Source organism: Actinokineospora diospyrosa (assembly GCF_024171925.1).
Classification (GTDB): Bacteria; Actinomycetota; Actinomycetes; order Mycobacteriales; family Pseudonocardiaceae; genus Actinokineospora; species Actinokineospora diospyrosa.
Genome location: NZ_JAMTCO010000009.1, coordinates 152,705 through 176,464, shown reverse-complemented (window position 1 = coordinate 176,464; position 23,760 = coordinate 152,705). Strand labels below are relative to the sequence as shown.

16 protein-coding genes are annotated in these 23,760 nt (G+C 67.6%); 8 read left to right on the top strand and 8 right to left on the bottom strand.

Going from position 1 to position 23,760, the window contains the following annotated elements; genetic code table 11:
- The first annotated feature begins 68 nt into the window (after positions 1 to 68).
- The 3 genes from LV75_RS18985 (at position 69) to LV75_RS18975 (ending at position 3,270) form a co-directional block, all read left to right on the top strand.
- Positions 69 to 503, top strand: coding sequence for a hypothetical protein (locus tag LV75_RS18985; RefSeq protein WP_253888280.1), 435 nt, complete (start codon positions 69 to 71; stop codon positions 501 to 503).
- A 71-nt stretch (positions 504 to 574) separates the two neighbouring features.
- Positions 575 to 910 carry an STAS domain-containing protein gene (locus LV75_RS18980; RefSeq protein ID WP_253888279.1) on the top strand — a complete coding sequence of 112 codons (336 nt, stop codon included), beginning with the start codon at positions 575 to 577 and terminating at the stop codon, positions 908 to 910.
- On the top strand, positions 907 to 3,270 hold the full coding sequence (locus LV75_RS18975; RefSeq protein ID WP_253888278.1) for an ATP-binding SpoIIE family protein phosphatase: 2,364 nt from the start codon (positions 907 to 909) through the stop codon (positions 3,268 to 3,270). Before LV75_RS18980 ends, LV75_RS18975 begins: the two co-directional genes overlap by 4 nt.
- 52 nt (positions 3,271 to 3,322) lie before the next feature.
- Here the strand turns inward: LV75_RS18975 and LV75_RS18970 are convergent, their stop codons facing one another.
- Positions 3,323 to 4,264, bottom strand: coding sequence for a DUF3466 family protein (locus tag LV75_RS18970; RefSeq protein ID WP_253888277.1), 942 nt, complete (start codon positions 4,262 to 4,264; stop codon positions 3,323 to 3,325).
- 333 nt (positions 4,265 to 4,597) lie between these two features.
- Here LV75_RS18970 and LV75_RS18965 point away from each other — a divergent pair, with 333 nt between their 5' ends.
- Positions 4,598 to 5,077, top strand: coding sequence for a DUF6328 family protein (locus tag LV75_RS18965; RefSeq protein ID WP_253888276.1), 480 nt, complete (start codon positions 4,598 to 4,600; stop codon positions 5,075 to 5,077).
- Here the strand turns inward: LV75_RS18965 and LV75_RS18960 are convergent.
- Positions 5,059 to 7,812: a helix-turn-helix transcriptional regulator gene (locus LV75_RS18960; protein WP_253888275.1), complete on the bottom strand. Its 2,754-nt coding sequence runs from the start codon at positions 7,810 to 7,812 to the stop codon at positions 5,059 to 5,061. The genes LV75_RS18965 and LV75_RS18960 overlap by 19 nt on opposite strands.
- Positions 7,813 to 8,046: 234 nt before the next feature.
- On the opposite strand from LV75_RS18960, the gene LV75_RS18955 reads away from it, so the two are divergent.
- Genes LV75_RS18955 through LV75_RS35545 form a run of 3 tightly spaced genes read left to right on the top strand, consistent with a single transcriptional unit; the run spans position 8,047 to position 10,652 of the window.
- A complete protein-coding gene (locus tag LV75_RS18955; RefSeq protein ID WP_253888274.1) occupies positions 8,047 to 8,187 on the top strand; it encodes a hypothetical protein in 141 nt (46 codons plus the stop codon).
- 55 nt (positions 8,188 to 8,242) lie between these two features.
- On the top strand, positions 8,243 to 9,691 hold the full coding sequence (locus LV75_RS18950) for a serine/threonine-protein kinase (RefSeq protein ID WP_253888273.1): 1,449 nt from the start codon (positions 8,243 to 8,245) through the stop codon (positions 9,689 to 9,691).
- A gap of 25 nt (positions 9,692 to 9,716) precedes the next feature.
- Positions 9,717 to 10,652, top strand: coding sequence for a sensor histidine kinase (locus LV75_RS35545; RefSeq protein ID WP_253888272.1), 936 nt, complete (start codon positions 9,717 to 9,719; stop codon positions 10,650 to 10,652).
- 4 nt (positions 10,653 to 10,656) lie between these two features.
- On the opposite strand, the gene LV75_RS18940 is transcribed toward LV75_RS35545, so the two are convergent.
- The 3 genes from LV75_RS18940 to LV75_RS18930 are packed head-to-tail and all read right to left on the bottom strand — an operon-like array spanning position 10,657 to position 13,632.
- Complete coding sequence (locus LV75_RS18940) at positions 10,657 to 12,474, bottom strand: sensor histidine kinase (protein ID WP_253888271.1); 1,818 nt, start codon at positions 12,472 to 12,474, stop codon at positions 10,657 to 10,659.
- 4 nt (positions 12,475 to 12,478) lie between these two features.
- Positions 12,479 to 13,141, bottom strand: coding sequence for a response regulator transcription factor (locus LV75_RS18935; protein WP_253888270.1), 663 nt, complete (start codon positions 13,139 to 13,141; stop codon positions 12,479 to 12,481).
- Positions 13,132 to 13,632 carry a histidine kinase dimerization/phosphoacceptor domain-containing protein gene (locus LV75_RS18930; protein ID WP_253888269.1) on the bottom strand — a complete coding sequence of 167 codons (501 nt, stop codon included), beginning with the start codon at positions 13,630 to 13,632 and terminating at the stop codon, positions 13,132 to 13,134. The genes LV75_RS18935 and LV75_RS18930 overlap by 10 nt, the downstream gene beginning before the upstream one ends.
- Positions 13,633 to 13,772: 140 nt before the next feature.
- On the opposite strand from LV75_RS18930, the gene LV75_RS18925 reads away from it, so the two are divergent.
- Positions 13,773 to 15,911 carry an Hsp70 family protein gene (locus LV75_RS18925; RefSeq protein WP_253888268.1) on the top strand — a complete coding sequence of 713 codons (2,139 nt, stop codon included), beginning with the start codon at positions 13,773 to 13,775 and terminating at the stop codon, positions 15,909 to 15,911.
- 56 nt (positions 15,912 to 15,967) lie between these two features.
- On the opposite strand, the gene LV75_RS18920 is transcribed toward LV75_RS18925, so the two are convergent.
- The 3 genes from LV75_RS18920 to LV75_RS18910 all read right to left on the bottom strand — a co-directional run bounded on the left by LV75_RS18920 (position 15,968) and on the right by LV75_RS18910 (position 22,631).
- Positions 15,968 to 17,908 carry a S8 family peptidase gene (locus tag LV75_RS18920; RefSeq protein ID WP_253888267.1) on the bottom strand — a complete coding sequence of 647 codons (1,941 nt, stop codon included), beginning with the start codon at positions 17,906 to 17,908 and terminating at the stop codon, positions 15,968 to 15,970.
- A gap of 107 nt (positions 17,909 to 18,015) precedes the next feature.
- Positions 18,016 to 21,030 (bottom strand): right-handed parallel beta-helix repeat-containing protein, encoded by a 3,015-nt coding sequence (locus LV75_RS18915; protein WP_253888266.1) that lies wholly within the window; start codon positions 21,028 to 21,030, stop codon positions 18,016 to 18,018.
- 1,013 nt (positions 21,031 to 22,043) lie between these two features.
- A complete protein-coding gene (locus LV75_RS18910; protein ID WP_253888265.1) occupies positions 22,044 to 22,631 on the bottom strand; it encodes a hypothetical protein in 588 nt (195 codons plus the stop codon).
- Positions 22,632 to 23,760: the final 1,129 nt, after the last annotated feature.

Sequence of the window (23,760 nt, the reverse complement as noted above, 5' to 3'; positions counted from 1 at the left end):
GGTCGGGCAAGACCTCGGTAGCCGCCGAGCTGACACGACGTGGGTTAGACGCAGTTGACGCTGACAACGTGTTGGCAGCGTGGTTGGACCGCACTGGCAAGCCGGTGTGGTTGCCTGACGACGCTGACCCGGCATGGTTCTCGGAGCACACCTGGTCATGGGACCTGGAACTCCTGGATGAACTCGTGGATGGGCCTGGTATTCGCTATGTGTGCGGCAACGCTGACAACGTCGCCCTGGCCTGGCCCCGATTCGACCGGGCCTATCTGCTGGTGATCGACGAAACCACCATGGTGACCCGCCTGGACAACCCCGGTCGGGACCACGACTTCGGCCGCGCCTCCGGCCAACGAACGTGGTTGCGCAATTGGTGTCCTCAGTACCAGCAGCAGGTGACTGCTCTAGGCGCGATACCCGTGGACGCGAGGCAGCCCCTGTCTGCCGTGGTCGACGCCATCACAGGCGCGGCAGAACAGGCCCGGCAATGGCCTGACCGGCGATAGAGCGCTTTGTGCGTGACTAGGGCACACGCGGCTACGATCTGCACCCGACGAGCGAGCGGAAGGAGCCCGGGGTGAGTGATCCGGCACTGCTGACGATCACGGTGGACGATCAGGCGGCCACCGCGGTGGTGTCGGTGATCGGACAACTGGACTTCGGGACGACGCCGGAATTGCTGCGCGCGGCCGATGCCGTGGTGAGCAGCGGGCGGGCGGTGGTGCTCGACCTGGGCGAGGTGTCCTTCTGTGACTCGAGCGGGCTCAGCGCGCTGGTCCGGCTGCACAAGGCGGCCGTCGCCGCGGGCGGGGCGCTGACGCTGGCCCGGTTGCGGCCGCAGGTGGCGGCGACGATCTCGGCGACCGCGCTCGACCGGCTGTTCACCATCGCCGACGAGGTACCGGGGCGGTGAGCCCGGACCGGGTGCCCGACGCGCGGACCTACGACATCACCCGGTTCGGTCTCTCCGACATGGTCCGCACCGCCGCCGACCTGCGCAGGCTGGCGGAGCTGGCGGTCGACTTCACCGCGGCCTCGCGCGCGGTGGTCAAGCGGCTGCACGAGTGCTTCACCGACGCGCGCGGGCCGGTCCTGCCGCTGGTCCGGCTGCTCACCATCCGCGGTGGCGCGGAGCTGACCGGGCACCCCGGCGTGCTGGCCGGGGCCAGGTACCTGGTGCTGGAGGCCGCTGTCGGGGCGTACAGCGACGACGAACGGGTGCGCGGGCTGCCACCCGCCGACGAGTTCGACTCGATGCCGATCATGGCGGCGATGACCCGGGAGTTCGGCCTCACCCCCGGCGACACGCTCGGGGGCCACGGCGACGCCGACGGGTACGGGGTGTTCCACGTGCCGGTCGCCGCGGGCAGCGGGTTCGTGCGGGACCAGGCGCTGGTGGCCGAGCACGGGATCGCCTCGGTGCTGGGTTTCGGGGGCGTGCTGCCAGGTGGGACGCCGTTCGCGGTGGTGCTCTACTCGCGGGTGCCGGTGCCCGCCGGGACGGCGGAGCAGTTCAAGGCGGTCGCGATCGGGCTGCGCGTCGGGCTGCTCGCGCACGGGGCAGGGCTACCCGCGGAACGCGACGCGCTGCGCCAGCACCTGACCGTGCTCGAGAAGGCCTCTAGGGATCAGGCCACCGCTCTTGAGGAAGCCGTTGAGCAGTGGCGGGCCGCGGCCGATCTGGTCGACTCACTGCAAGTGGTGGGTAGGCGGCTGACGGCGCAGCTGGACATCGACGCCATGGTCCAGGACGCGACCGACGCGGCGACGAAGGCGACCGGGGCATCGTTCGGCGCGTTCTTCTACAACCTGATCGACTCCTATGGCGAGTCGTACACGTTGTTCACGCTGTCAGGCGTACCTCGGTCGGCGTTCGAGAAGTTCCCCATGCCGCGCAACACCAAGGTGTTCGCGCCGACGTTCAAGGGGATCGGCACCACCCGCTCCCCCGATATCACCAACGACTCGAGGTACGGGCACAACCCGCCCTATCACGGGATGCCGGAGGGTCACCTGCCGGTGTGCAGCTACCTTGCGGTGCCGGTGATATCTCCGTCGTCCGGCGAGGTTCTGGGTGGGTTCTTCTTCGGCCATCCCGAGCCGGGACAGTTCACCGAGCGGCACGAGCAGTTGGCGGAAGGCATCGCCGGTTATAGCGCGATCGCCTTGGACAACGCGCGACTGTTCGCTAGGCAGCGGACGATGGCGACCGAGCTAGCTCGCAGCATGCTGCCGACAATCCCGCAGACCCCGGGTTTGCGTGTCTCGTCCCGGTACCTGCCTGCCGCTACCGGCGCCGAGGTGGGCGGTGACTGGTTCGACGTGGTGTCACTGCCGGTTGGGCGCACGGCGTTCGTCATCGGGGATGTCGCGGGCCGAGGTGTCTCAGCGGCTGCGGTGATGGGGCAGATCCGGACGGCGGTGCGCTCGTACGCGCTGTTGGACCTACCGCCGTCAGAGGTGCTGCGCAACAGTTCCGAGTTGGCGATGGCGACACCGGACGCTGACTTCATCACGTGCCTCTATGCGGTGCACGACCCCACAGACAACACCTTGACCTTCTCCAGCGCCGGTCACCTGCCTGCGGTGTACGTATCGCCCGACGGCACACCTTCCTTGATCGGGCAGATGATGGGGATGCCCCTGGGTGTTGGCACTACCTTCGCGCAGCAGCAGATCGAGTTCCCGGTAGGCGCACGACTTGTGCTCTACACCGATGGTCTGGTCGAGACTCGGAACGGCTACCTCAACGACGGCATCGAGTCTCTTGCCAGCGCGATACGCGAACTGCCCGAAGATGAGAACGCGTTGGACGAGCTCATCACGCAGCTGACCGCAGGCGCCCACACCGATGACGTGGCCTTGCTGTACGTACGCAACGAGGGCAACAACCGCCACTTCGCCACGCTTACCCTTACGACCGGCACTGACGCTGCGGCGCGAGCGCGGGACTTCACCTCTAGGCATCTGGAAGCCTGGGGCTTGAGTGCGTTGACAGATCGCGCTGTCACCATCGCCAGCGAACTGGTCACCAACGCGATCGTGCACACCGGCCAGCCTGCTGTCCTACGCCTGCACGCCGACACGACACGCCTAAGCATCGACGTGAGCGACTACGGCTCTACCCGTCCTCGCACCCTTCCCGCCGCTCTTGAGGACGAGCACCACCGCGGCCTGCACATCGTCGAGTCCTTCGCGTCCCGATGGGGAACCCGCGCGACCCACGACGGCAAGGTCGTGTGGGCGGAGATCATCCTGCCGCGCAAGCACTAGTGGCTCACTAGAAGCCTTGGCGGCGGCGTATGGCCGCCGCCAAGGCTTCTATCTATGGCTTGTTCCAGCGGAGCGCGTCGTTCAGCGAGACGCCCGCGATCGTGCCCTTGTTGTTGATCGAGGTTGCCTGGCTGCTCCACGACCCTGTCGGGATCGGAAGCGAGACAACGACACCGGCCGCGTTCCACTTCACCGCGCGGAAGGAGAAGGAGCCAGATCCCCGCTCGTATCCCACAACGACGCCGTTGTTGTTGAGGTCAGCGGCGGCACTACCGGTGGCGTCAGAGCGGATGGCCAGGAAGGTGGGTGCACCTGAGGCATCCCACCGCACGGCGCGGAAGAGGTTGGGGCCGACGGTAGCGTTACCGACGACAACTCCGTTGTCGTTGATGCCCGAGGCCGCGCCATCACTCCCACCCGCGGGGAGGGTCAGCGCGGTGATGGTGCCATCGATGTTCCAGACCACGGCCTCCGTCGTCGAACCGGAGTCGGCCGCGCCCACGATCACGCCGTCCTTGTTGATGTCCGCCGCTCTATAGAAGCGCGCACCGACCGGTTGCGGCAGGAGGGTGGGCGTACCGTCAGCTGCCCACCGCACAGCCGCGTAGTGGCCGAAGTCGGTGGTAGCCGTGCCGACGACGACGCCGCTGTTGTTGATCGCCGCAGCCCGCACCGAGGTGTATCCGACCGGCTTGGCAAGCTCGACGACCGTGCCATTGGCGTTCCACTTGACCGCCCGGGTACCGGAGGCCCCGATGATGACACCGTGGCGGTTGATGGCGGTCGCGCCGCTGGTCGTGTCGCCGGGCAGGGTGGGCAACTGGGTGATCGTCCCATCGGCGGCCCACCGGACGGCGTGGTAAACCTCGTCGCCGTCGCCGGAGGCGCCCACCGCCACATCGAGGTTGTTCACGTCACTCACGGCGGAGTAAGCCTGCCCGGTCAGGTCGGGCAATACCGTCAGAGTTGGCGCTGCCGTAGCCGCTGTGGTCATCGCGAGCACACCTGTCAAAGCGAGCACGCTGGTCACAAGCATACGTCTGTTCACAGCCGGACCGTGGCACAGGACCACCGTCAGCGGTAGTGAAAATCGGCCAAGCTGCCTGATAGTCGACGCAACGGACCAGTCGAGCCTCACCCAGGCAGATCAGCGAGCACCTCGCCTCGCCGAGCAGGACGACCCGCCCCTCGCGCGGCCGCTGTGTCGATCCCGGGTGGTTCGTCACGCGGCGTTCCCGTGTCGGTCAGTGGACGGATGTCTCGGGCGGGGTGGACGAGCAGGCTGATACCAGGACAAACCACCCTGCCTGTGATCCTGGAGAGCGCGATGATCCACAATCCCGAGACCCCGCACCAGCGCCTGACGCGCAACTACGGAGAGATGTTGCAAGAGATCCGAGTCGCGCAGACCGGGGTGCAGTTCCTCTTGGCCTTCCTGCTGGCGTTGGCGTTCACGCCCCGGTTCGCTGAGATCAGCGAGTTCCAGCGAACCGTCTACGTGATCGCCCTGTTGTTGGGGGCGGCGGCCACGGCGCTTCTTATCGCGCCTGCGCCGTTCCACCGGCTTGTGTTCCGGCGGAGGCTCAAGAGCCACTTGGTGGCAGCGACAGGGTGGTTCACCTTGTGCGGGTTGGGCTTCCTGGTCTTGTCATTGGGGGCGTCGATGCTTCTGATCCTGGACGTGGTGCTGGGCACGCGTCAGGCGACGTGGCTGACGACGGGGATCGTCGGGTGGTTTGTGATTTGGTGGTTCGCGGTGCCGATGTGGAGTCGTCGGCGCGGACAGCGTCACCCGGACTCGCGGTAGTGAGCGGCGGCCTCCCTGGCGATCTCCGTCCGGGAGGCCATGCCCAGTTTGGCGAGGATGTGGGAGACGTGGGTGGCCACGGTTCGTGGCGATAGCACCAACCTTGCGGCGATCGCGGGGTTGGTCAGTCCGCGCGCTACCAGTTCCGCCACCGTTGACTCTGCCGGAGTGAGGCTGCTCCATCCCGTGCGCTCTACGCGATGGCGAGACCTGGGGCCGCGACGGATGCCATGGGTATGGAGTGCCGAACGCAGTCCTGCCGCATCCCAGGCCGCTCCGAGGGTGTCATAGAGGTCGTCGGCGGCTGTGAACGCCGCTCGTGCGGACACCGTGTCCCCTGCCTGAGCCCACGCAATTGCGGCAGCGTGAAGCGCGCGGCCGCGTGCGAAGAGACGTCCAGCCGTGAGGTAGTGCTCAGCGGCCCGAGACAGCGCTAGCGGGTCACGGTCGATCAGGCCTCGGCATAGCGCTGCCGCCCCTAGTCGGTGCGCAGTGGGTTCGTTGGACTTCTCGGCCAAGCCCGCGACGTACTCGGTCGCGGTGTGGTCACCAACCAGCAGCGCGAGACGAACGGTCTCGGGGAGCAGGTCTTCCATCTCCTCTAGCTCTTGAGCTGTCTCGGAAAGACAGCTCAAGAGCCCTGCGAGGGCGCGGTCAGCCCTACCTCGCCGTTCATGGTCGAGAGCTTTAGCGAGGGCTAGAGACCCGATCACACGGTTGCCGATGTGCTTGGCGGGCTCAGCCGCCGCAGCGAGGTGGGCGGTGCCGCGTTCGGGGTCGCCACGGTGGAAGGCGATGAGAGCGGCGATGCCGTGGTCACAGCACGCGACACCGGGGTCCTTGACGTCGTCCGGTAGAGCTGTCACTTCGGTCAGCGCGTCGTCCCAGCGGCCGACGTCGAACAAGAGCTCACCGAGAGCGCTGTGGGCTTGGGCGAGTCGGACCAGGCCACCCGCGTCTTGGGCCAACGTGCGCACAGTCGTCGCAGCGGCGATGGCTTCCGGGTAGCGGTCGACATCTCCGAGTGCCACAGCTTGATTGATCTGCAGCAGCAGGCGCAGGTCGAGAAGCGCCGGGTCGGCACCGGTGACCGCGAGCGCCCGGTCGAACAGCGGCAGAGCGGAGGCGACGTCGCCTCTCATGACTGACACGACCGTCAGGACGTGCAAGGCCCAGCCGACTGTCCAGCGGTCGTCTTCAGCGGCCTCTAACGCGCGGGCGGCGACAACTCCGGCCAAGTCAACTTCACCGAGGTCACGGTGAGCGCGAGCGGTAAGCACCAACAGCCGAGCCTTGTGCCTGTCAGGCAGATGGTCGCCCGCCGCCGCTAGAGCGGCGAGTGACTCTCGGGAACGGCCGGTCAATGCACGGCATTGGGCGAGGGTCCAGTGGAGGTCGATGATCAGATCAGGGTCGGTTGTAGCGGCCAAGGCACGGGCTGCGACCTCTTCGGCGCCAGCGGGGTCGCCCGTGCGATAGCGGGCGTCGGCGAGACGGGCCGCGAGCGGGCCGCCTTCGCCTGTGTCGCGAACCGCGCGGTCGAGTAAGCGCACAGCGAGAGCCGGGGATTGCGCGATAAGAGCCGATGCGGCGTCGGCGAGCCATGCGGTGGACCACGCGTCGAGGCGGGCCGCTCCGGAGAGGTCCACCGCCCGCAGGAACTGCTTCGCGACACGGCGGATCGGCGCACCGGATCCAGCGAGAGCAACCGCGGCGTCACGGTGCAGAACAGCCTTGACGGCGGCGGGTAGATCGTCGTGGATGGCGGAACGGATCAGCGGATGGCGAAAGGCAAGCCTGTCTGCCGACTCGCGAAGAACGCCCGCCGCGCGGGCCTCCTCCAACGCGCTCACTAGATCGGTGACCCTCTCCCCCAACACTGCCGCTACATCAGCCGGATCGAACTCGACACCTAGCAGAGCGGCGGCACCTAAGACCGAACGGACTCGTTCAGGCAGGAAGTCCAGGCGGTGTGCGATAGCGGCGGCAAGCGACCCGGGCGCTAGGTCCGCGGTTAGCTCCGCCTCCCCTTCTTGCGCGGCGATGGAACCTGAGCGGCGAAGTGCTTCAACGAGTTCGGTTATGTAGAGCGGGTTTCCGGCGGCACCATCAGCCAGTGCGAGCAGCCGCGCCCCGGGAGTGCCGCCCGCGAGGTCGGCGACGAGCATGTTCACCGCGTCGTCATCGAGGCGGTCAAGGGTCAGGATCCCGGACCGGCCCGCGGCTCGCCGGATCGCCAGCAGCTCGGTGCCGCGAGGGACTCGGCGGGCCATGCCGATGAGGAGCAGGGGTAGATCGCGGGCAAGTCTCGCTAGGTGGCACCAGAGGGTGGCGGTAGCCCTATCGGCCCACTGAAGGTCGTCGATGACAATCACGGTGGGGACGGCAGCGCACTGGTCAGCGATGATCGCGAGCAGGTGGCGCGACGCGGCGGCCACGGGGTCGACAGCACCGGTCTCACCCCGCAACAGCCGGTCAGCAGCCTCAAGCCTGGGGTCGTCCCCCCGTAGAGCGTCGAGCACAGGCAGCAGCGGCAAGTCTTGGCCAAGTTCATCGCCATAGCCCCAACGGACAGCGCACCCCGTAGCCGCCGCGGTGACCGCACGCACGAGGGTCGTCTTGCCGATGCCAGGTTCACCTTCGACCAACAGCACACGGCCCCGCCCGACGCGCACAGCGTCGACAGCGGCGTCGAGGCGACGACGCTGAAGGGCGCGACCCAGCGGTGCGGACATCGGATCAGCCTAGAAACATGAACTGCAGGTGAACAGACGTTCCCGGCAAGGTCGAACCCAATGGCCTAGCGCCCGCTCACCCAGCGTGGTCGCCTGGGGTTCCGCGCGCATTCACCGGCCGTTGACGCGGGTGTGGCGTCACCGTGGCGTGGCATTGCGACGATCGGTCCGCTCCACACCGTGCACAGCCCGTCCGGGCCGCACCGGCCGGACGGCCGACCGACGGAGAACCCCATGCGCGCCAAGCGTTCCCTTTTCGCCGCCCTCCTCGCCGCTGTCGCGCTCGTCGTGGGCGCGGTCATCGCCGCCCCGGCCTCGGCGGGCACCGACCCCGGCATGACGCACAACTCCACGCCCGGCATGACCCACAACTAGCCCTCCGTTCTAACCCTCCGTTTCACCTGTTCCCCGCGCGGGTAACCCCACCTGAGTGATTGAACGACGGGATTCCGGGCGACAGGTTTCCGGCCGCTACCGTCTGGTCGAGCCGCTGGGTAAAGGCGGCATGGGCGAGGTGTGGCGGGCCTACGACGAACGCCTGCACCGCACGGTGGCGGTGAAGCGCATGCGGGTCCCACCTGGACCCGAGGCGGAGCGCGTCAGCGCGCTCGCGGTGCGAGAAGGCCGGATCGCGGCGAAGCTGCAACACCCCGGTGCCATCACCGTGTTCGACGTCATCGATGACGACGGTTACCCCTGCCTTGTCATGGAGTACCTGCCGTCGACAAGCTTGGCTGAGGTGCTGGCCTCCTCCGGACCGCTTTCCCCGGAGGAGGCCGCACGTATCGGTGCGGCCGTCGCGTCGGGCTTGGCTGCCGCACACGACGCTGGGGTGGTTCACCGAGATGTCAAGCCAGCCAACGTGCTCTTAGGCGAGGACGGCCGCATAAAGATCACCGACTTCGGGATCTCTCGCCTTGCCGCCGATTCATCCGCCACCGCTACCACCACCGTTAGAGGCACCCCGGCCTACCTAGCTCCAGAGGTCGCCAGGGGCGAGGTGGCGACCTTTGCTTCTGATGTGTTCTCGCTGGGAGCGACGCTGTACACCGTTGTCGAGGGTGAGCCGCCGTTTGGGCGTGACGACAACCCGATCGCCTTGCTCTATCGGGTCTCGACGGGGGTCTTCACAAACCCAGCGCGAGCGGGCGGCTTAACACCCCTGCTTCTTCGGATGCTGGATCAAGACCCGGCGGCGCGGCCGACCATGGTGGAAGTCCGCGATGCGTTGAGCACCTTTGAGGCCGATCCGATTGCCTTCACTCCGACTGCCTTCACTCCGACACAGCAGTTGGAGCCGGTAGAGCCACCGAGGCGCAAGAGGTCGGCGATTGTCTTGGTGGCGTTGGCACTACTAGCGGGCGGCACCGTTGCCGTCCTTGCTTTGGTTGATAGCCAAGGCTCGGGAGTTGCTGCCCCGATAGCGTCCGAGACGTCTCCCCCCGCGGCCACTCCGCCGGTGACGACTCCCTCGGGAACGGCACAGTCCCCGACCACGACACCCCAGCCACCTGTCATCACCACCGTTCCTCCTGCCGAGGTCCCGGTAGTGCAATCGCCGGGCGACCCGGTGGCAGCACTAACGGAGTACTACGCCTTGATGCCGGGTGGGCTCGACCAGGGGTGGGCGCGCCTAACGGAGAAGTTCCAGCGGAACCCGGCGGGCGGGTACGAGGGCTACCAGCGCTTCTGGGGCTCTATCAAGGGGGTGAAGATCTCCGGGGTGACCCCTGCCGGGGAGAACACCGTGACGGCCACGATCGACTACCGGTTCGCCAATGGCAGGAACGTCAGGGAAGTACACCGTTACGTGTTGGTTAACGAAGGTGGTCAGTGGAAGATCGACCAGTCGACGGTGCTGAGCAGCCGTCCCGCCTGAGGTACCCGAGAGGTACCGTGGTGGGGTGGCGCGGCGTGATCACGGGGACCCTGCGGTGGATGCCGTTCTCGCCGCTGTCGCCACGGTCGTCGGTGAGCGCGATCCCCGCCCGGAAGCCGTGGCCGAGGCGGTTGGGCTTGCCTTGGGCGCCGAGGGCTGCGAACTGCGACTGGACGGTGCCCGCTACGCGTGGGGAGCGGGCGGGAGCGGGTTCCGGGCGGTGATCTGCCCGGGTGCCGAACTCCGCGTGCGGCCGAGCCGGGCCAGGCTGGGCGCGGTCGCCGCCGTGCTCGCGCCGGTGGTCGACCTGATCCGGCTCACCCGCTCGGTCGACGACCTGCGCGGCCGCGGCCACGAGGCCACCGCCGACCTGGCCGACGGCCGCTGGCGGGCCGCCGCCGAGATGGACACCGAGCGCCGCCGCATCGAACGCGACCTGCACGACGGCGCCCAGCACCACTTGGTGGCCCTGCGCATGGCCGTCGCCGTCGCCGAGCACGACCCCGCGGTCATCAGCACCCTGTCCGGCAGGCTTGACGCGGCCCAGGAGAGCCTCGTGCGCACCGCGGCGGGAATCCTGCCACCGGCGCTCGCCAAGGGGCTGGTGGCAGCGCTGGGGGCCGAATTGGCCCCGCACACCGATGTGCGCCTGGAAGTCGCAGCCGATCTGCCCCGCTATCCCGCGCCAGTCGAGACCGCCGTCTACTTCGTGTGCCTGGAAGCGGTGAACAACGCCCACAAGCACGCGGTCGGCGCCGCCATCGATGTCCGTGTGCACACCACCACCGACGGTCTGCACTTCTCCGTCCGCGACGACGGGCCGGGGTTCGAGGCGGTCGGCAGCGGTACCGGCCTGGTCAACCTGACGACGCGACTCACCGATGTCGGTGGCACAGTCCGGGTGGATTCGGCCCTGGGCAACGGGACCACGGTCGAAGGATTCATCCCCGCGTCGTCGTGACCCCTCAGATCAGGGACAGGCCCTCGCAGGTTCGGACAAGAATCAGGCAGGCGTCGCGGTGGTGAGGGCTGGTGGCGGGGTTGCCTGCACGGGTACGCCAGAGGGCGGTGGCAGTGACGGCGGCGTGGTGAATCTCGTCGCGGTTCGAGGAAGCTGGCAGCCCTAGACGGGCATGAGGGGCGCGGCCGTGGGCGCCTAAGAGGCGTATCGGGTCACCGGGAAGGGCTAAGTGACCGGACTCCAGGTCGTTCAGCAGAGATAGCTCGGCGAGTTCATGAGCGTCAGCCTCGATGCGGTCTAAGAGGCGGGCCAGAGGCTCTGGGCGTGGAGCGCGACGTGCAGCCGCCAGGACCGAACGGGCGGTGATGAGGTCGGCCCGCTCGATGACGCGGCGGCGTAAGAGGGTCGCGAGGTCGTCCGTGCCGACAATGATGTCGACCTTGTCGCGGAAGGTACGCAAGAAAGTGGGATTGGGTTGCGGTAGGACCACTACGTCGTAGCCGGTTACCGCCGTCGGCAGGGTCGGGATGTCGACGAGAGTGATGTGGCGCAGGATGTCTGCTGGCCAGCGGATCACTAAGCGGGAAACGTCAGAGGGGCGGGTGAGTCCCGCTACCGAAACTGGGGTGGTGACGGGAGGTAGGCCTTGGCGGTGAAAGGTGACATCCCCGGTACGGCCGTGCATGTACCAGGTGACCGCGCCGTCGCTGGCGAAGGTGTATCCGGTGAGCAGCTCCACTGCGCCGGAAGAGTCGACCAGAGCGACCGTGGGCGGCTGGTTTAAGCGATCGGCGATCTCCGACCAACCGGCTACCGACTCTCGCACCGCCGTGGTCACCAAGTCCCGGACCCGCGCTAAGAGAGTCCCCTCGGCCGAGGCAGGTGCCACGACGGCGGATCCGTCGAGGCGTTCTGGTAGCCATATCCGCACAACCACACGTCCACCCGTGACCCAGGTGTCGAGGATGCCCCCGAACGCCGCCAGCCGGTCCGCATCGTCCTTCAACGTGGATCGCAACTCGGCGGCGGTGAGTGTTGAGGAGCTGTCCGCGAAGGTCAATACCAGAGCACCGTTCACACGCGACAGTTCCACCTCGACTGGTTCGCGGGATGAGCCCTCTGCCAACAACGACACCACGGCCGCGGCGGCGTGGTAGATCCCGGACTCCACTTCCCAGCCGACACGGCGTCCCAGGTCACCAGTGAAGCGAACCGGGCGGGGTAGATCTGCCGCGAGTTCTTCAAGCGCGGCAACTGGTCCGCGTTCGGGCAGCATTGCAGGGTGGACACCGCGCACAACCGTACGAAAGCGGTCGATGACGTCGTCGAGGGCAGTGCGGAACGCGGTAAGGGCACGGGCGGTGTCACTGCCCGCGTAGTCCAAGTCCGCGAGTAGGGATCGCAGATCAGTGAACTCGCGAGTGGTGACAGCGGTGAGCGCACCAGCGATCCGGCGCCGCTCGAGTTCTCTTACCTCCGCGAGCCGTTCGCGTGCAGCGCGCGCATCGGCCTCAAGCACGTGGACCCGCTCAGTGAGCCGTTCTCGTTCGGCACGTAACCGCTCGTCGGCAGCGACTAGAGCGATCTTGTGAGCCGTTCGGCCTAACCGCTGCAGATCACCCGAACCCGCGGCGGACAACGCCACCGCTCCCCCACCCGGTACCCGCTCGACAACACCTGGGATCGACTCGACGCGATCAGCAGGGGCAGCCGGGCCGGGCCAGGCAGCGGCAACGGTCAGTCCATCGCCGTCGGGGGCGTAGTACGCCGCGGACTGACCGGTCGATTCAGCCAGTTCACGGACTAACGCCTCGTAGTCCACCCCGTTACCCGTCGATCCGCCTGGCCCGCAGGTACGCGAGCACCGCCAGGACCCTCCGGTGGTGGACGCTGGGGTCACCAGGTAGGTCCAACTTGGTGAAGATTGCCGCGATGTGCTTCTCCACGGCTTTCGCGGAGATGAACAGTTCCTTGGCGATGGCGTTGTTGGTGCGCCCCTCGGCCATGAGCCGGAGCACGTCGTGTTCGCGTTCGCTGAGCGCGCCGACCGGACCGTCCCCACCCGCGGGGCGTTCCACCAGGCGCTTGGCCAATGACGGTTCGATCACGATCTCCCCTGAGGCCAGGCGGGTGAGAGTGTCGTCGAGCACCTGCACGCCCGCGACCTTCTCCTTAAGCCGGTAGCCGACGCCTTCGGTGCCGATCTCGAGGACCCGCATCAGGTAGTGCGTCTCGGCGTAGTGCGACAGCAACAACAACCCCGTCTCCGGTCGCAGCGCGCGCACGCGCTCCGCGGTCGCGAGCCCACCATCGGGCTCAGGGGGCATCCGGATGTCGAGGATGGCCACGTCCACGGGGTCCGTGGCCACCAGGGCGACCAGCTTGTCCCCATCGGAGACGGATCCGACGACCTCGTGCCCGGCCGCGCGCAGCAGCATGACCAGGCCCTCCCGGAACAGGGCACCGTCATCGGCGATGGCTACCCGCATTGCCGCTCCTCGGTGATGTCGACCCACACGGAGCCCAGTCCGCGCCGGACCCGCACGTCGAGCCGGGTGTCGCGGGGAACCGACCGCAGGTGGTCGGCCACGGCCAGGCACGCGGCGTCCGCGGTGTCGCGGTCCACCGGGCCGCCGCTGACGGCGAGGGCGACGCCGTGCCGCTCGGCCACCGCGTGCAGCGCCGGTTCGAACCCGTCGCTGGCCAGCACGGGCGGGTACAACGCGCCACCGATCTCGCGCAGCTCCGCCAGGACGGTGTCCAGCGAGCCCTGCAGTTGGTCGATGCGCCCGGCCAACGCGGGGTCGTCGGGGAGGTCCACGGACAGCAACCCTAGCTCCACCGACAAGGCCGCGACCCGCTGCGCGGGCCCGTCGTTAAGATCACGTTCCAGCCCCCGGCGCAGCGCGCAGGTCACCGGGTCCACCGGGCGCAGTCGCACCGGGCGGACCCGTCGCCACCAGCGCGTGATCGGGTTCATCGGACAATATTGCGGTTCGCGGGCGACCACGGGCAACAGGGGTTGCCCTCTAGCCGGGTAGGGATATCCCTACCCCGCCGCGCAAAGATAGAGTCAACTACCGGAGCAGGGCTATCGCCCGCGCGGACTGGGAGAACTCCATGGGCCACGGCGTCGGTATCGACCTCGGCACCACCTTCACCGGAGCCGCCATTATCGGTCCGACCGGTTCCGGCCCGATCGCCACGACCATGGTGTCCCTGGGGCGAGCCGGAGTCGTTGAGCCATCAGCGGTTTTCGCCACGGTGGACGGGACATTGCTCACGGGTGACGCGGCGGTGGACGCGGCGCGGAATGAGCCGCACAGGTTGGCGCGCGGATTCAAGCGCCGGTTGGGTGATCCGACACCATTGGTCGTGGGAGGGGCCCCTTACTCCCCCGCCGCGCTATTAGCGGCGCAGTTGAAGTCCGTGATGGCGAGGGTGACTGCAACTATTGGCGCAGTCCCTGAATCTGTGGTCTTGACGTGCCCGGCGGTGTGGGGGCCGTACCGGCGGGAGCACTTCGACGAGGTCCCCCGGCTGGCAGGTCTACCCGGTGCGGTCCTGGTGACTGAGCCTGAGGCGGCCGCCACGCACTACGCGGCCGAGCGGCGACTGGGTGTCGGCGAACTTGTCGCTGTGTACGACCTCGGCGGCGGAACGTTCGACACGACCATCCTGCGGGCCCGTGAAGACGGCATGGAGATCGTGGGTACCCCCGAGGGCATCGAACGCCTGGGGGGCATGGATTTCGACGAGGCCTTGTTCGCCCATGTGGACGCAGCCGTGGGCGGCGGGCTCACCGAGTCGGACCCCGCGGACCCGGCTATGGCCGGAGTGCTGGCCGCGACACGGGCAGCCTGTGTGCGCGCCAAGGAAGAGTTGTCGATCGAGCCGGACGTGACTGTTCGAGTGCCACTGCTGTCCGGTCATCGTGAGGTGGTAGTCACCCGGCTGGCGTTCAACGAGATGATCCGGCCGTCGGTAGACCTAACAGTGGAGGCGCTGTACCGCACCATCTCGTCAGCTGGACTTACCCCACGAGACTTGGCGGCCGTGCTACTCGCTGGTGGATCGTCACGCATCCCGCTGGTGGACCAGGTTGTCTCCGCCGCCTTCGGCCGTCCAGTGAGGACCGGGCTACACCCGAAGTTCACCGTTGCGTTAGGCGCCGCCGCCATCGCCTCTAGGCGGGTCGCACCGACGCCCGTACGTGTTCCCTCTCCATCAGCCCGCCCGAAGGTCAGTCGGCGGAAGTTCCTGATCCCGGTGGCCGCGGTTGCGGCTGCCGCCGTTGTAGGCGGGGGCATCGCTTTCCTCACTGGTGGCGGCAGCGAGACCGTGGCCGCGCAAGCAGATGCTGTCATTGGCGCGAGCAGCGGCTCCCCCACCGTGGCGGGGACGATCAACGGGGTAGGACGGCGTCCCCGTGGCGTGGCCGTCTCCGGGTCGAAGGTGTATGTGCCGAGCAGCGTGTCCAACACGGTGTCGGTGATCGACCGCTCCACGCGGAAGGTGATCCGAGCGATCCCGATGACCGCGCCACCGCAGTACGTGGTGGTCAGCGGCGACAAGGCCTTCGTGACGCTTCTTAGCCCGGGCAACGCTGTTGCTGTCGTCGATACCGCGAAGGATGAGGTGGTGTCGACGGTCCCGGCGGGCAAGGGCTTGTTTGTCCCGGACACGACACCTGATGGTAAGAGGCTACTCATCCCTGACCAGGAAGCTGCCCAGATCCTCGAACTGGAAACGGACGGCACAGTGGCGACGCCGTTCGCGAAGGCTCCGGCGGGCTCCCGTGGCCTCGTGGTGGACCACAACAAGGTCTATGTCGTGAGCGTGGAACTCAACCAGGTCACCATCCTCGATCTGGACAGCCATCGAGTGCTCGGCTCGGTACGGGTCGGCAAGAGCAGCTTGGCGTTAGCCGTATCGCCGGACGGTAAGACCATCTACACAGCGAACTTCGACGACAACACCGTGTCGGTAGTGGACACGGAGTCCCAGAAGGTAACCGACACGATTGACGTAGGCGAGCGGCCGATGGCGGTAGCGGTAGCGCCGGATGGCAAGCATGCCTACGTCGCCAACAACGGTTCGGGAACCGTTTCGGTCATTGACGTCGGCTCCAACCAGGTCACGGCGACGGTGCCTGTCGGTCGAGAGCCGTGGTCACTAGCCGTCTCCCCTGACGGCAAAGAGGCTTACGTGACCAATACGCTCAGCGACTCGGTCACCATCCTGAGCACGGGGGCCTAGGACCGGCCGCACGGGCGGCGCGAGGTCATCGCTGACCCCGCGCCGCCCTCTGCACACTAGGACGCTACGAGAGAGAAGTCATCGAAGGAGTATGTGGTCGCGGCCGCGAAGTCCTCCGAGCCATCGATCGTCAACACCAGCACCTGCCCCGCGTAGGCACCCACGGGGAACGACTTGAGTGCGTACGCACCAGCGTCGGTGTTGCTATAAGTCGCCAGGATCGTGTTACCCAGCCAGATACTCACAGTGTCGTACGGGACGGGATCGGTCTCCTCCGTCGTGATGCGCAGGTAGAACGACAGTGTCGAGTGGACACACCCCGCTGGGATCAGGACGGCCTGGTTGAGCATCTCGTCGTGCTGCACCCCGTTGCCGTTGACGATCGCCGCGCGGGTGCCGGTGCGTGGGCCTCGGTCACCGCCTGTCCACGCACCGATAACGTTGGTGTAGCCGTTCCAGGGGGCGAAGCCGCTCTCGAACCCGGGGTTCACCAGCCGTTGACCAGGACTGGAGCAACTACCCGCGGCTGGCGTCACCGTGATCTGGAACGCCGTGGCCCGAGTCCGGTTGGCGGCGTCGGTAGTGGTAACGGTAGCGGTTGAGGTCGCCGCAGTCGTAGGAGTACCGGTAATGGCACCGGTGTTGAGGTTAATGGTCAGGCCGGCAGGCAGACCAGTAGCGGTCCACTTGTACGGTCCAGTCCCACCCGCCGCGGTGAGTGTCAGTGAGAAGGCGGTACCAACGCGTGCGGCGCGAAAGCCCGGGTTCGCCACAACCGGGTAGCCCGGCCGGTTGCCGGTGTTGGTCGCCAGCAGACGGTTGGGCGTGCCGACCCGGCCAGCGGTGACCTTGTTGGGAGTGGAATCGAGCAGGAGCGCCTCAGCGGCGCGTGCAGGCGTCAAGGTGGGCTCTGCGGCGACAAGCAGCGCGGCAGCTCCGGTTACATGCGGAGCGGCCATAGAGGTGCCGTCCAAGTACTCGCTACCGGTGTCGCTGTCATTGTAGGCCGAGAGGATGGCCTCGCCGGGGGCGAGGATGTCAACGCAGGTGCCATAGTTGGAGAAGTCGGCGATGCGGTCGTTGATGTCGGTAGCGCCAACAGTGATGGCCTGCGGAGTGCGCGCTGGCGTGTGGTTACAGGCGTCCTCGGTGTCATTGCCCGCGGAGATGGCGTAGACGATGCCGTCATTGATGGAGTTTCGGACCGCGTCTTCCCATGCCTGGTTGGTGCCGGAAGCACCAAGGCTGACGTTGGCGACTGCGGGCCCGGACACGTGGTTGGCCGTCACCCAGTCGAGGCCCGCGATGAAGCTAGCGGAGGTACCGTTACCGTCGCAGTTCAGTACCTTGACGGCCACGAGCTTAACAGCCTTCGCGACGCCATAGGTGCTACCTCCGACTGTTCCCGCAACGTGTGTTCCATGGCCGTTGCAGTCAGTGTTGTTGCCGTCGCCTGTGGTGTTGGTGCCCCATGTCGCCCGTCCACCGAAGTCCTGGTGGGTGGTGCGGATGCCGCCGTCGATGATGTACGCGGTGACGTTGGAAGCCGTGTTCGCCGGGTAGTTGTATGTGTTGTCCGATGGACGATCGCGTTGGTCTATGCGGTCCAGGCCCCAAGACGGTGGCGTTACCTGGGTTCCGTCGGCTTTGACCTTGAGATCTTGGCTTACGTACGCCACCGCCGGGTCAGCGGCGATCTTGCGGGCGGTCTCAGCGTCGAAGCGGCCCGCGAAACCGTTGAGGGCGTGTCGATACGTGTAAGTCAACTGCGCACCGTAGCGAGATGCCGTAGTCGCGGCGGTGTTCGACGTGGCTGACCTGGGGCCGGGCGCATCCTTGAACACCACGATGTAACTACCGTCGATGACTGCGGATTCCTTGGCCTGCGACCGTACTGGGCTGTTTGACGCACCAGACGCAGTTGGGCTCAACACGGATAAGAGCGTGATCAAGGCGAAGACGAGGGACAGCCGTCTACGCCGTTTCTGTTCGTACATTGAGATTCCTCCCCCTACGCTGCCGCGCAGAAGGCGCGCGGTCCGGACAAGGCTCACACTCCCTTGCCCGGCCGCACAACCCGCCGAATGGGCAGGCCAATCCAGCGCTACGCCTGCCCGGGTGGCTTGCCGCTCTGGCTCGCCGCCGGGATGTCCTCCGGGAGCAGGACGCACAGATCGCTGATCGTCGGCGAGGTGATCCCGCGCATACGGCGGGCGTGCCGGGTGACCGCCTCATCGAGGACCTGGCGCGCATATCGTCCGTTGCCGAACGATTCATCGCGGCGGATCGCGAGGAAGTGGCTGCGCAGCGCCGCGACGGTAGGGGCGGTGCACTCGTAGCCGATCTTGGTGGCGTGCTGGCTGACGATGGTGACCAGTTCGTCGGCGGTGTAGTTGGCGAAGTTGACGTGGTGGGAGAACCGCGACTGCAGGCCGGGGTTGGCGGCGAGGAACCCCGCCATCTCCCCCGCGTAGCCCGCGGCGATGACCACAACCTCGTCGCGGTGGTCCTCCATGAGCTTGACGAGCGTGTCGATCGCCTCACGGCCGAAGTCCTGCCCGCCACCGGGACGGCTGGACAACGTGTAAGCCTCGTCGATGAACAGGAGGCCACCGCGCGCGCGGTCAAAGGACTCCGTGGTGCGCTTAGCGGTGTGGCCGATGTACTCGCCAACAAGGTCGGCGCGACTCACCTCGATCACCTGACCCTGAGCGAGAACGCCCATAGCAGCAAGGATTGAGCCATAGAGCCTTGCCACGGTCGTCTTACCGGTTCCTGGCGGGCCCGCGAAGATGAGGTGCCTGCTTAGCGATGGCACCGGCAGGTTGGCTTCACGGCGCTGTCTTGCCGAGTCAAGCAGATCGACCATGCTGCTGACTTCGCCCTTGACGTCATCTAGGCCCACCAAACCGCGCAGGTCCGACAAGAGTCTGTCCACTTGCTCTTGGTCTATGCGCCCTGCTCCAGCACCGATTCCGCTGCCGGGCAACGGTCCTAGGTCTTCGGGGAGCAGCCTCGTAAGAGCCATGGCAGTCGCTTCGTCGTCTTCCGCGAGGCGGTAGGCCTGCCTGCCAACCATCTCCTCGAACACCTTGCGTGCGGTGCGTCCGTTCCCGAAAGTGGCGTCGCGCGGGAGCTTGGTGAAGTAAGAGTGCACCGCGGCCCGGGTCTCAAACTCCAGACGGTAATCATGAGCCCGGCAGAGTCCCTCGACAATTGTCACCAATTCGGGGGCCGAATAATCGGTAAACTCGATGGTGCGGGTGAAGCGCGACGACAGTCCGGGGTTGGCGGCCATGAAGGTGCGCATGTCGTTGGTGTAGCCCGCAACGATCACCACCACGTCATCGCGGTGGTCCTCCATCAGCTTCACCAGTGTGTCGATGGCCTCGCGGCCGAAGTCCGGTCCGGTGCCGCCGGACCCAGCGGAAAGGGAATAGGCCTCATCAATGAACAGGACGCCGCCCAGTGCTTCCTCGAACTTCTCAGCGGTCTTGAGCGCGGTCCCGCCGACGACCGCCGCCACCAGGTCGGCTCGGGCCACCTCGACGAGCTGGCCGGTGCGCAGAACCCCGAGTGCGGTGAGGATGCGGCCGTACAGCCGGGCGATGGTGGTCTTGCCGGTACCCGGTGAGCCCGCGAAGACGAGGTGCCTGCCGAGCGGGGGTGACGGCAGGCCCGCGGCCGCGCGGCGCTCTGCCATCTGGTGCAGTCGCACCAGGGTTTCCACTTCGCGCTTGACGCCGTCCAGACCCACGAGCTTGTTGAGCTGTTCCAGGAGGGTGCTGAGGTCGTCGGAGGTCTCGACCTTGGGTGGCCCGATCTCTTGTGGAGTTTCCACCTGGGCAAGTCCGGAGTCGTCGCGCAGGTCCTTGCCTCGGTTTCGCTCGATGCGGCAGCCACGCAGTTCGATCGGTTCGCTGGAGCGGAGCACGACGCCGTCGCCGAGGTTCTGTTCGACCACGACGCCTCCGAGCTGCCCGGAGGACGCCCCTTCCCAGAGGATGCCGGTGCCACACTCTCTAATGGAGCCACCGTCTACGCGAAGCCGGGCGGCCCCGCGAGCGATGAGCGCGGTGGCCTTGACTCGCTCGATTCGAGACTCGGCGATGACGACGTCTGCGTTGTCCTCAGCGATGACCGCGGAGTTGGTGCCGCCGGTGACGGTGAGCTTCGTCAGGGTGGCGGATCCGGTACCGCCAACGAGGATGGCGTCGTGGCCCGAGTCGGTGAAGGCGCACTCGGTGAGCTCGGCCCGGGAGGAGTCGAGGACGTGCAGGCCGTGGCCGCGCGCGCCGCGGATCTCGGTGCGCTCGATCGTCGCCGTCGCGCCCTGGACCAGGACGATCGCCTGGGCCTGGGCGTTGATGATGGTGCTGTCGTACATGCTCGGCGACGAGCCCGCGCCGACCAGGAGGGCCACACCCTCCACTTCGGACAGGGTGGTGCCGGTGACGCTGAGGGTGCTGTTCTCCTCCACGACGATGCCGGGACCGTTGATCCGCTCGATGCGGCACTTCTTCACCGTGCCACCCGCGTTGTCGGCGGCGAGGAAGGCGCCACCGGACTCGACGATGTCGCAATCGGTGAGCCGGGGCGCTCCCCCGGTGCGCGCGACCACGGCGGTGGTCGAGATGCCGGTGAAGGTGGTGGTCCGCACCTCCGCGCCGCCACCGTCGAACACCAGGAGACCGGCGCCACCCGGATTGCTGACGGTGCAGTCCCTCGCCCGCAGTTCCGCACCCCCGCGCACGGCGACCGCGACGGCCGAGTCCGCTGCCACCACGCACTCGTCCATCCGCAACGAACCGGCGGTGAGATCTACGGCGGCCTCGCCATCGCTGTGCGCGAGCACGATCCCGGAGACCGTCGCCCGCTCGGCCGTCAGGTGCAACGCGGGCGCCCCGACCGCCTCGATGCGCACCTCCCCCGCCGACCCGGCACCGGAGAGGGTGATGTCGCGCTCGATGACGACCGACTCCCGGTAGATCCCCGGCCGCACGGCGATCACGTCACCGTCCGCCGCGGCCGCGATGGCGTCGTTGACGGTCCGGAAACAGTCAGCGTCGGTGGGCGAGACGCTGAGAACCGAACGGACATTGGTCAACCTGCTCGCCATGACGGCACCTCCTGGGGGTCAACACCGGCGAGGAAGTCGATCAGCCGCTGGTGGTTGTCGACGTGCGGGTCCCAGCCGAGTGGAGCCTGTCGTGGCAGGTGCGCGGGAATGCCCTGCCCCGGACGGACCTGGTGGGACGTGGCCGAGTGGCCGGGTGCTTGCCGTGCGGAGGTTGGTGGAGGCACGATCTGGAAAGGGGTGATCGGGAGATCGGTGACCTCGAGTGGGTGGCCGACTCGAGGCACGAGTGGGTACCCGGGCCGCTGCGGGGATTCGGCAAACCCCCAAGGGCGCGAGGCACCCGGATGACCAACAGCCCGGCTGGGCACACCCGCCCCAAAATGCTGAGGCGGCAAGGCCGGGCGGCCGGTGGCCTGATGGGCGCCATCAGGGCGAAACAGCTGAGAAGGCATGACCGGATCACCAGTGGTCTGCTGGATACCCAGGTGACGGCGCGAGGCGAGCTCAGCCTGAGTGTTCGTCGGGTAACGGCGGCCAACAGCCTTGCCCGCGGCACCTGCCTCGGCCGGGTCAAACGGCATCGCCGAGCCGGTGGCCTGATGCGCGAAAGCACAGCTGGCCAGCCGGGAAGACGTGGCTGGCTGACTGGTGGCCTTCGGATTGATACCGGCTTGCGGTTGTGGGGTGAGGGTGGCCTGGGCGGTCGGGCCGAGAGCATGGCTCGGGGCGCCTGCCTCGGGAGGCTGGTGCGATGTGGCCGGGTGGTCGGTGACGTGGCGCTTGTAAGCCGGGCGAGGTGGTTGGAGAGCGATGGCGGGCTGGTCGGGCGGCTGTCGCTGGATGTTCGTGTGGTGGGTGGGGGTGGAGGTGGTGCGGTGAGGAGTGTCGTGAGTGGAGGTTGCCGGGTGACCGGCCGCCGAGTGGGAGGGCTGGATTGGGTGGTGAGAGGGCAAGTGCGGAGCGCGCGGTCTTTGGGCGGCGTGGGGGTGTGGGAGCGCGGTGGTCACCGCGTCCGAGGTGAGGGGGTGCGTGGCGAGCATGGCGGGCTCCGGTCAGGCGGCGGGTAGCGCGCCGAACCAGCGCGCGGCGTTGGGGTTGTGCGGGATGTCGACGGCGGCTCGGGCGGTCGCTGCGGCGCGGAGGTTGGAGAGTGCTCGCTCGGTGGGCGCGCCTTCTTCGGCCAAGAGGAGCCGGTTGTCCTCAACGGCCAAGACTCGAAGGGGGGTGTGAGCGGCCAAGACCACGTCGTTGCGACGGTCGGCGTCGAGAAGGCCTTCAAGTCGGCGGGCGGTGTTCGTCCAGATGAGCAGTTCCGTCTCCCCCGGGACGGCAGCGCCAACAGCGGCGACGGCGAGCATGGGGCCTTGCAGCCTGAACTTGCTGCCTTCCTGGTGGTTCACCTGCCGCGAGCCCGTGACCACGACCCCACGCATCGTCGGCAACCGCCGCAACCCCGCCGTCAAACACGTGTGAAACGCGGCGTCGTACGCTCCCGGCTCCTCAGCGAACACCCGGACGACCGCGAGCTCCGTCAACAACGCGGCGGGGTCACCGGAAGCCCGCAGGCCAGGGCGCTCCGCAAGCAACTGGACGACTGCGCGGGTGGCGGAGTCGTACTTAGTGCCCAAGGCGGTCCGCACCGCGCGCCGCTGTGCCTCGGTGCTGCGCGCGTCGGCGGGGGTGCCCGCCGGAGCGGCCTGCGGGGTCGGCCGGGCAGTGGGAGGTGCGGCTGCCGGGGCGAGGCTGCCGGGAAGGGGCGGGAGAGAGCGCGCGGGTGGAGCTGTGGGTACCTGGGACGCGGGGGTAACCGCGACCGGCACGGACACCGACGACACCGAGAGCGGCAGCGGTCGCTCAGCTGCCGGGCTGGGCTCCGGTGCACTGACGGTTCCCTGTTGCACCACGGGCACCGAAGCCGCGGACTGGGCGTCCGATGCCGATCGATCCGGCGCGGCTAGCGGAATGGAGGTCGGACGGAGCGACGCGGGAATCCGAGAGGCCGCGGACTGTGTCGGGAGCCCGTGGCCCGACGAGGGCAGCGGGATCGCCGTGGGAGCCAGTTGAGCTGACGGCAACGACGAGGTAGTCGCCGGAACAGGCTGCTCTGACAACGAACTCGAGGTCGACTGGTCCAGTTGAGACGCGGCGAGCGGAATCGACAAAGGCGGACGAGCCGAGGCAGCAGGGACAGGTGTCGAACTCGGCGCGACGGGGTGGCCAGCGACATCAGCGGTCGGGGCCGACTGGTCCGCCTGGGGAGCAGCGAGCGGGATCGACAAGGGCGGACGAACGGAACCAGCGGGGACAGGTATTGGACTCGACGTGACGGGGTCGCCGGCGGCATCAGCGGGCGAGGCCGAGGCAGGGCTCCGAACGCCGTCGGCTGATGTGGAGATGGTGATGGGCGGGGCACCAGCGGGCGCGGTTGAAACGCCGCTCAGCGACGCCGGGGACCCCACTGCAGAGGAAGCCAGTGCAGAGATAGGGCTCCGATCACCACCAGCTGATGCGGGGATGCCCGTAGGCGAGGCACCAACAGGTGCGCTGGATGAATCAGCGGGCGACACGACGGAAGCAACTGCGGGCGAGGCCAGCGAAGGAACAAGGCTCCGATCGCCATCGACTGGTGCGGGGACGGCAATGGGCGGGACACCAATAGGTGCACTCGATGCATCACCGGGCGACACGACGGAAGCGACCGCAGGCGAGGCCAGCGCTGGGGCAGGGTCTCGATCGCCATCGACTGGTGCGGGAATGGGAATGGGCGGG

Excerpts from the sequence above, each read along its gene's own strand:
- LV75_RS18970 (WP_253888277.1), bottom strand. The coding sequence starts at position 4,264 with ATGACCACAGCGGCTACGGCAGCGCCAACTCTGACGGTATTGCCCGAC.
- LV75_RS18965 (WP_253888276.1), top strand. The coding sequence starts at position 4,598 with ATGATCCACAATCCCGAGACCCCGCACCAGCGCCTGACGCGCAACTAC.
- LV75_RS18960 (WP_253888275.1), bottom strand. The coding sequence starts at position 7,812 with ATGTCCGCACCGCTGGGTCGCGCCCTTCAGCGTCGTCGCCTCGACGCC.
- LV75_RS18955 (WP_253888274.1), top strand. The coding sequence starts at position 8,047 with ATGCGCGCCAAGCGTTCCCTTTTCGCCGCCCTCCTCGCCGCTGTCGCG.
- LV75_RS18935 (WP_253888270.1), bottom strand. The coding sequence starts at position 13,141 with ATGCGGGTAGCCATCGCCGATGACGGTGCCCTGTTCCGGGAGGGCCTG.
- LV75_RS18930 (WP_253888269.1), bottom strand. The coding sequence starts at position 13,632 with ATGAACCCGATCACGCGCTGGTGGCGACGGGTCCGCCCGGTGCGACTG.
- LV75_RS18925 (WP_253888268.1), top strand. The coding sequence starts at position 13,773 with ATGGGCCACGGCGTCGGTATCGACCTCGGCACCACCTTCACCGGAGCC.
- LV75_RS18920 (WP_253888267.1), bottom strand. The coding sequence starts at position 17,908 with ATGTACGAACAGAAACGGCGTAGACGGCTGTCCCTCGTCTTCGCCTTG.
- LV75_RS18915 (WP_253888266.1), bottom strand. The coding sequence starts at position 21,030 with ATGGCGAGCAGGTTGACCAATGTCCGTTCGGTTCTCAGCGTCTCGCCC.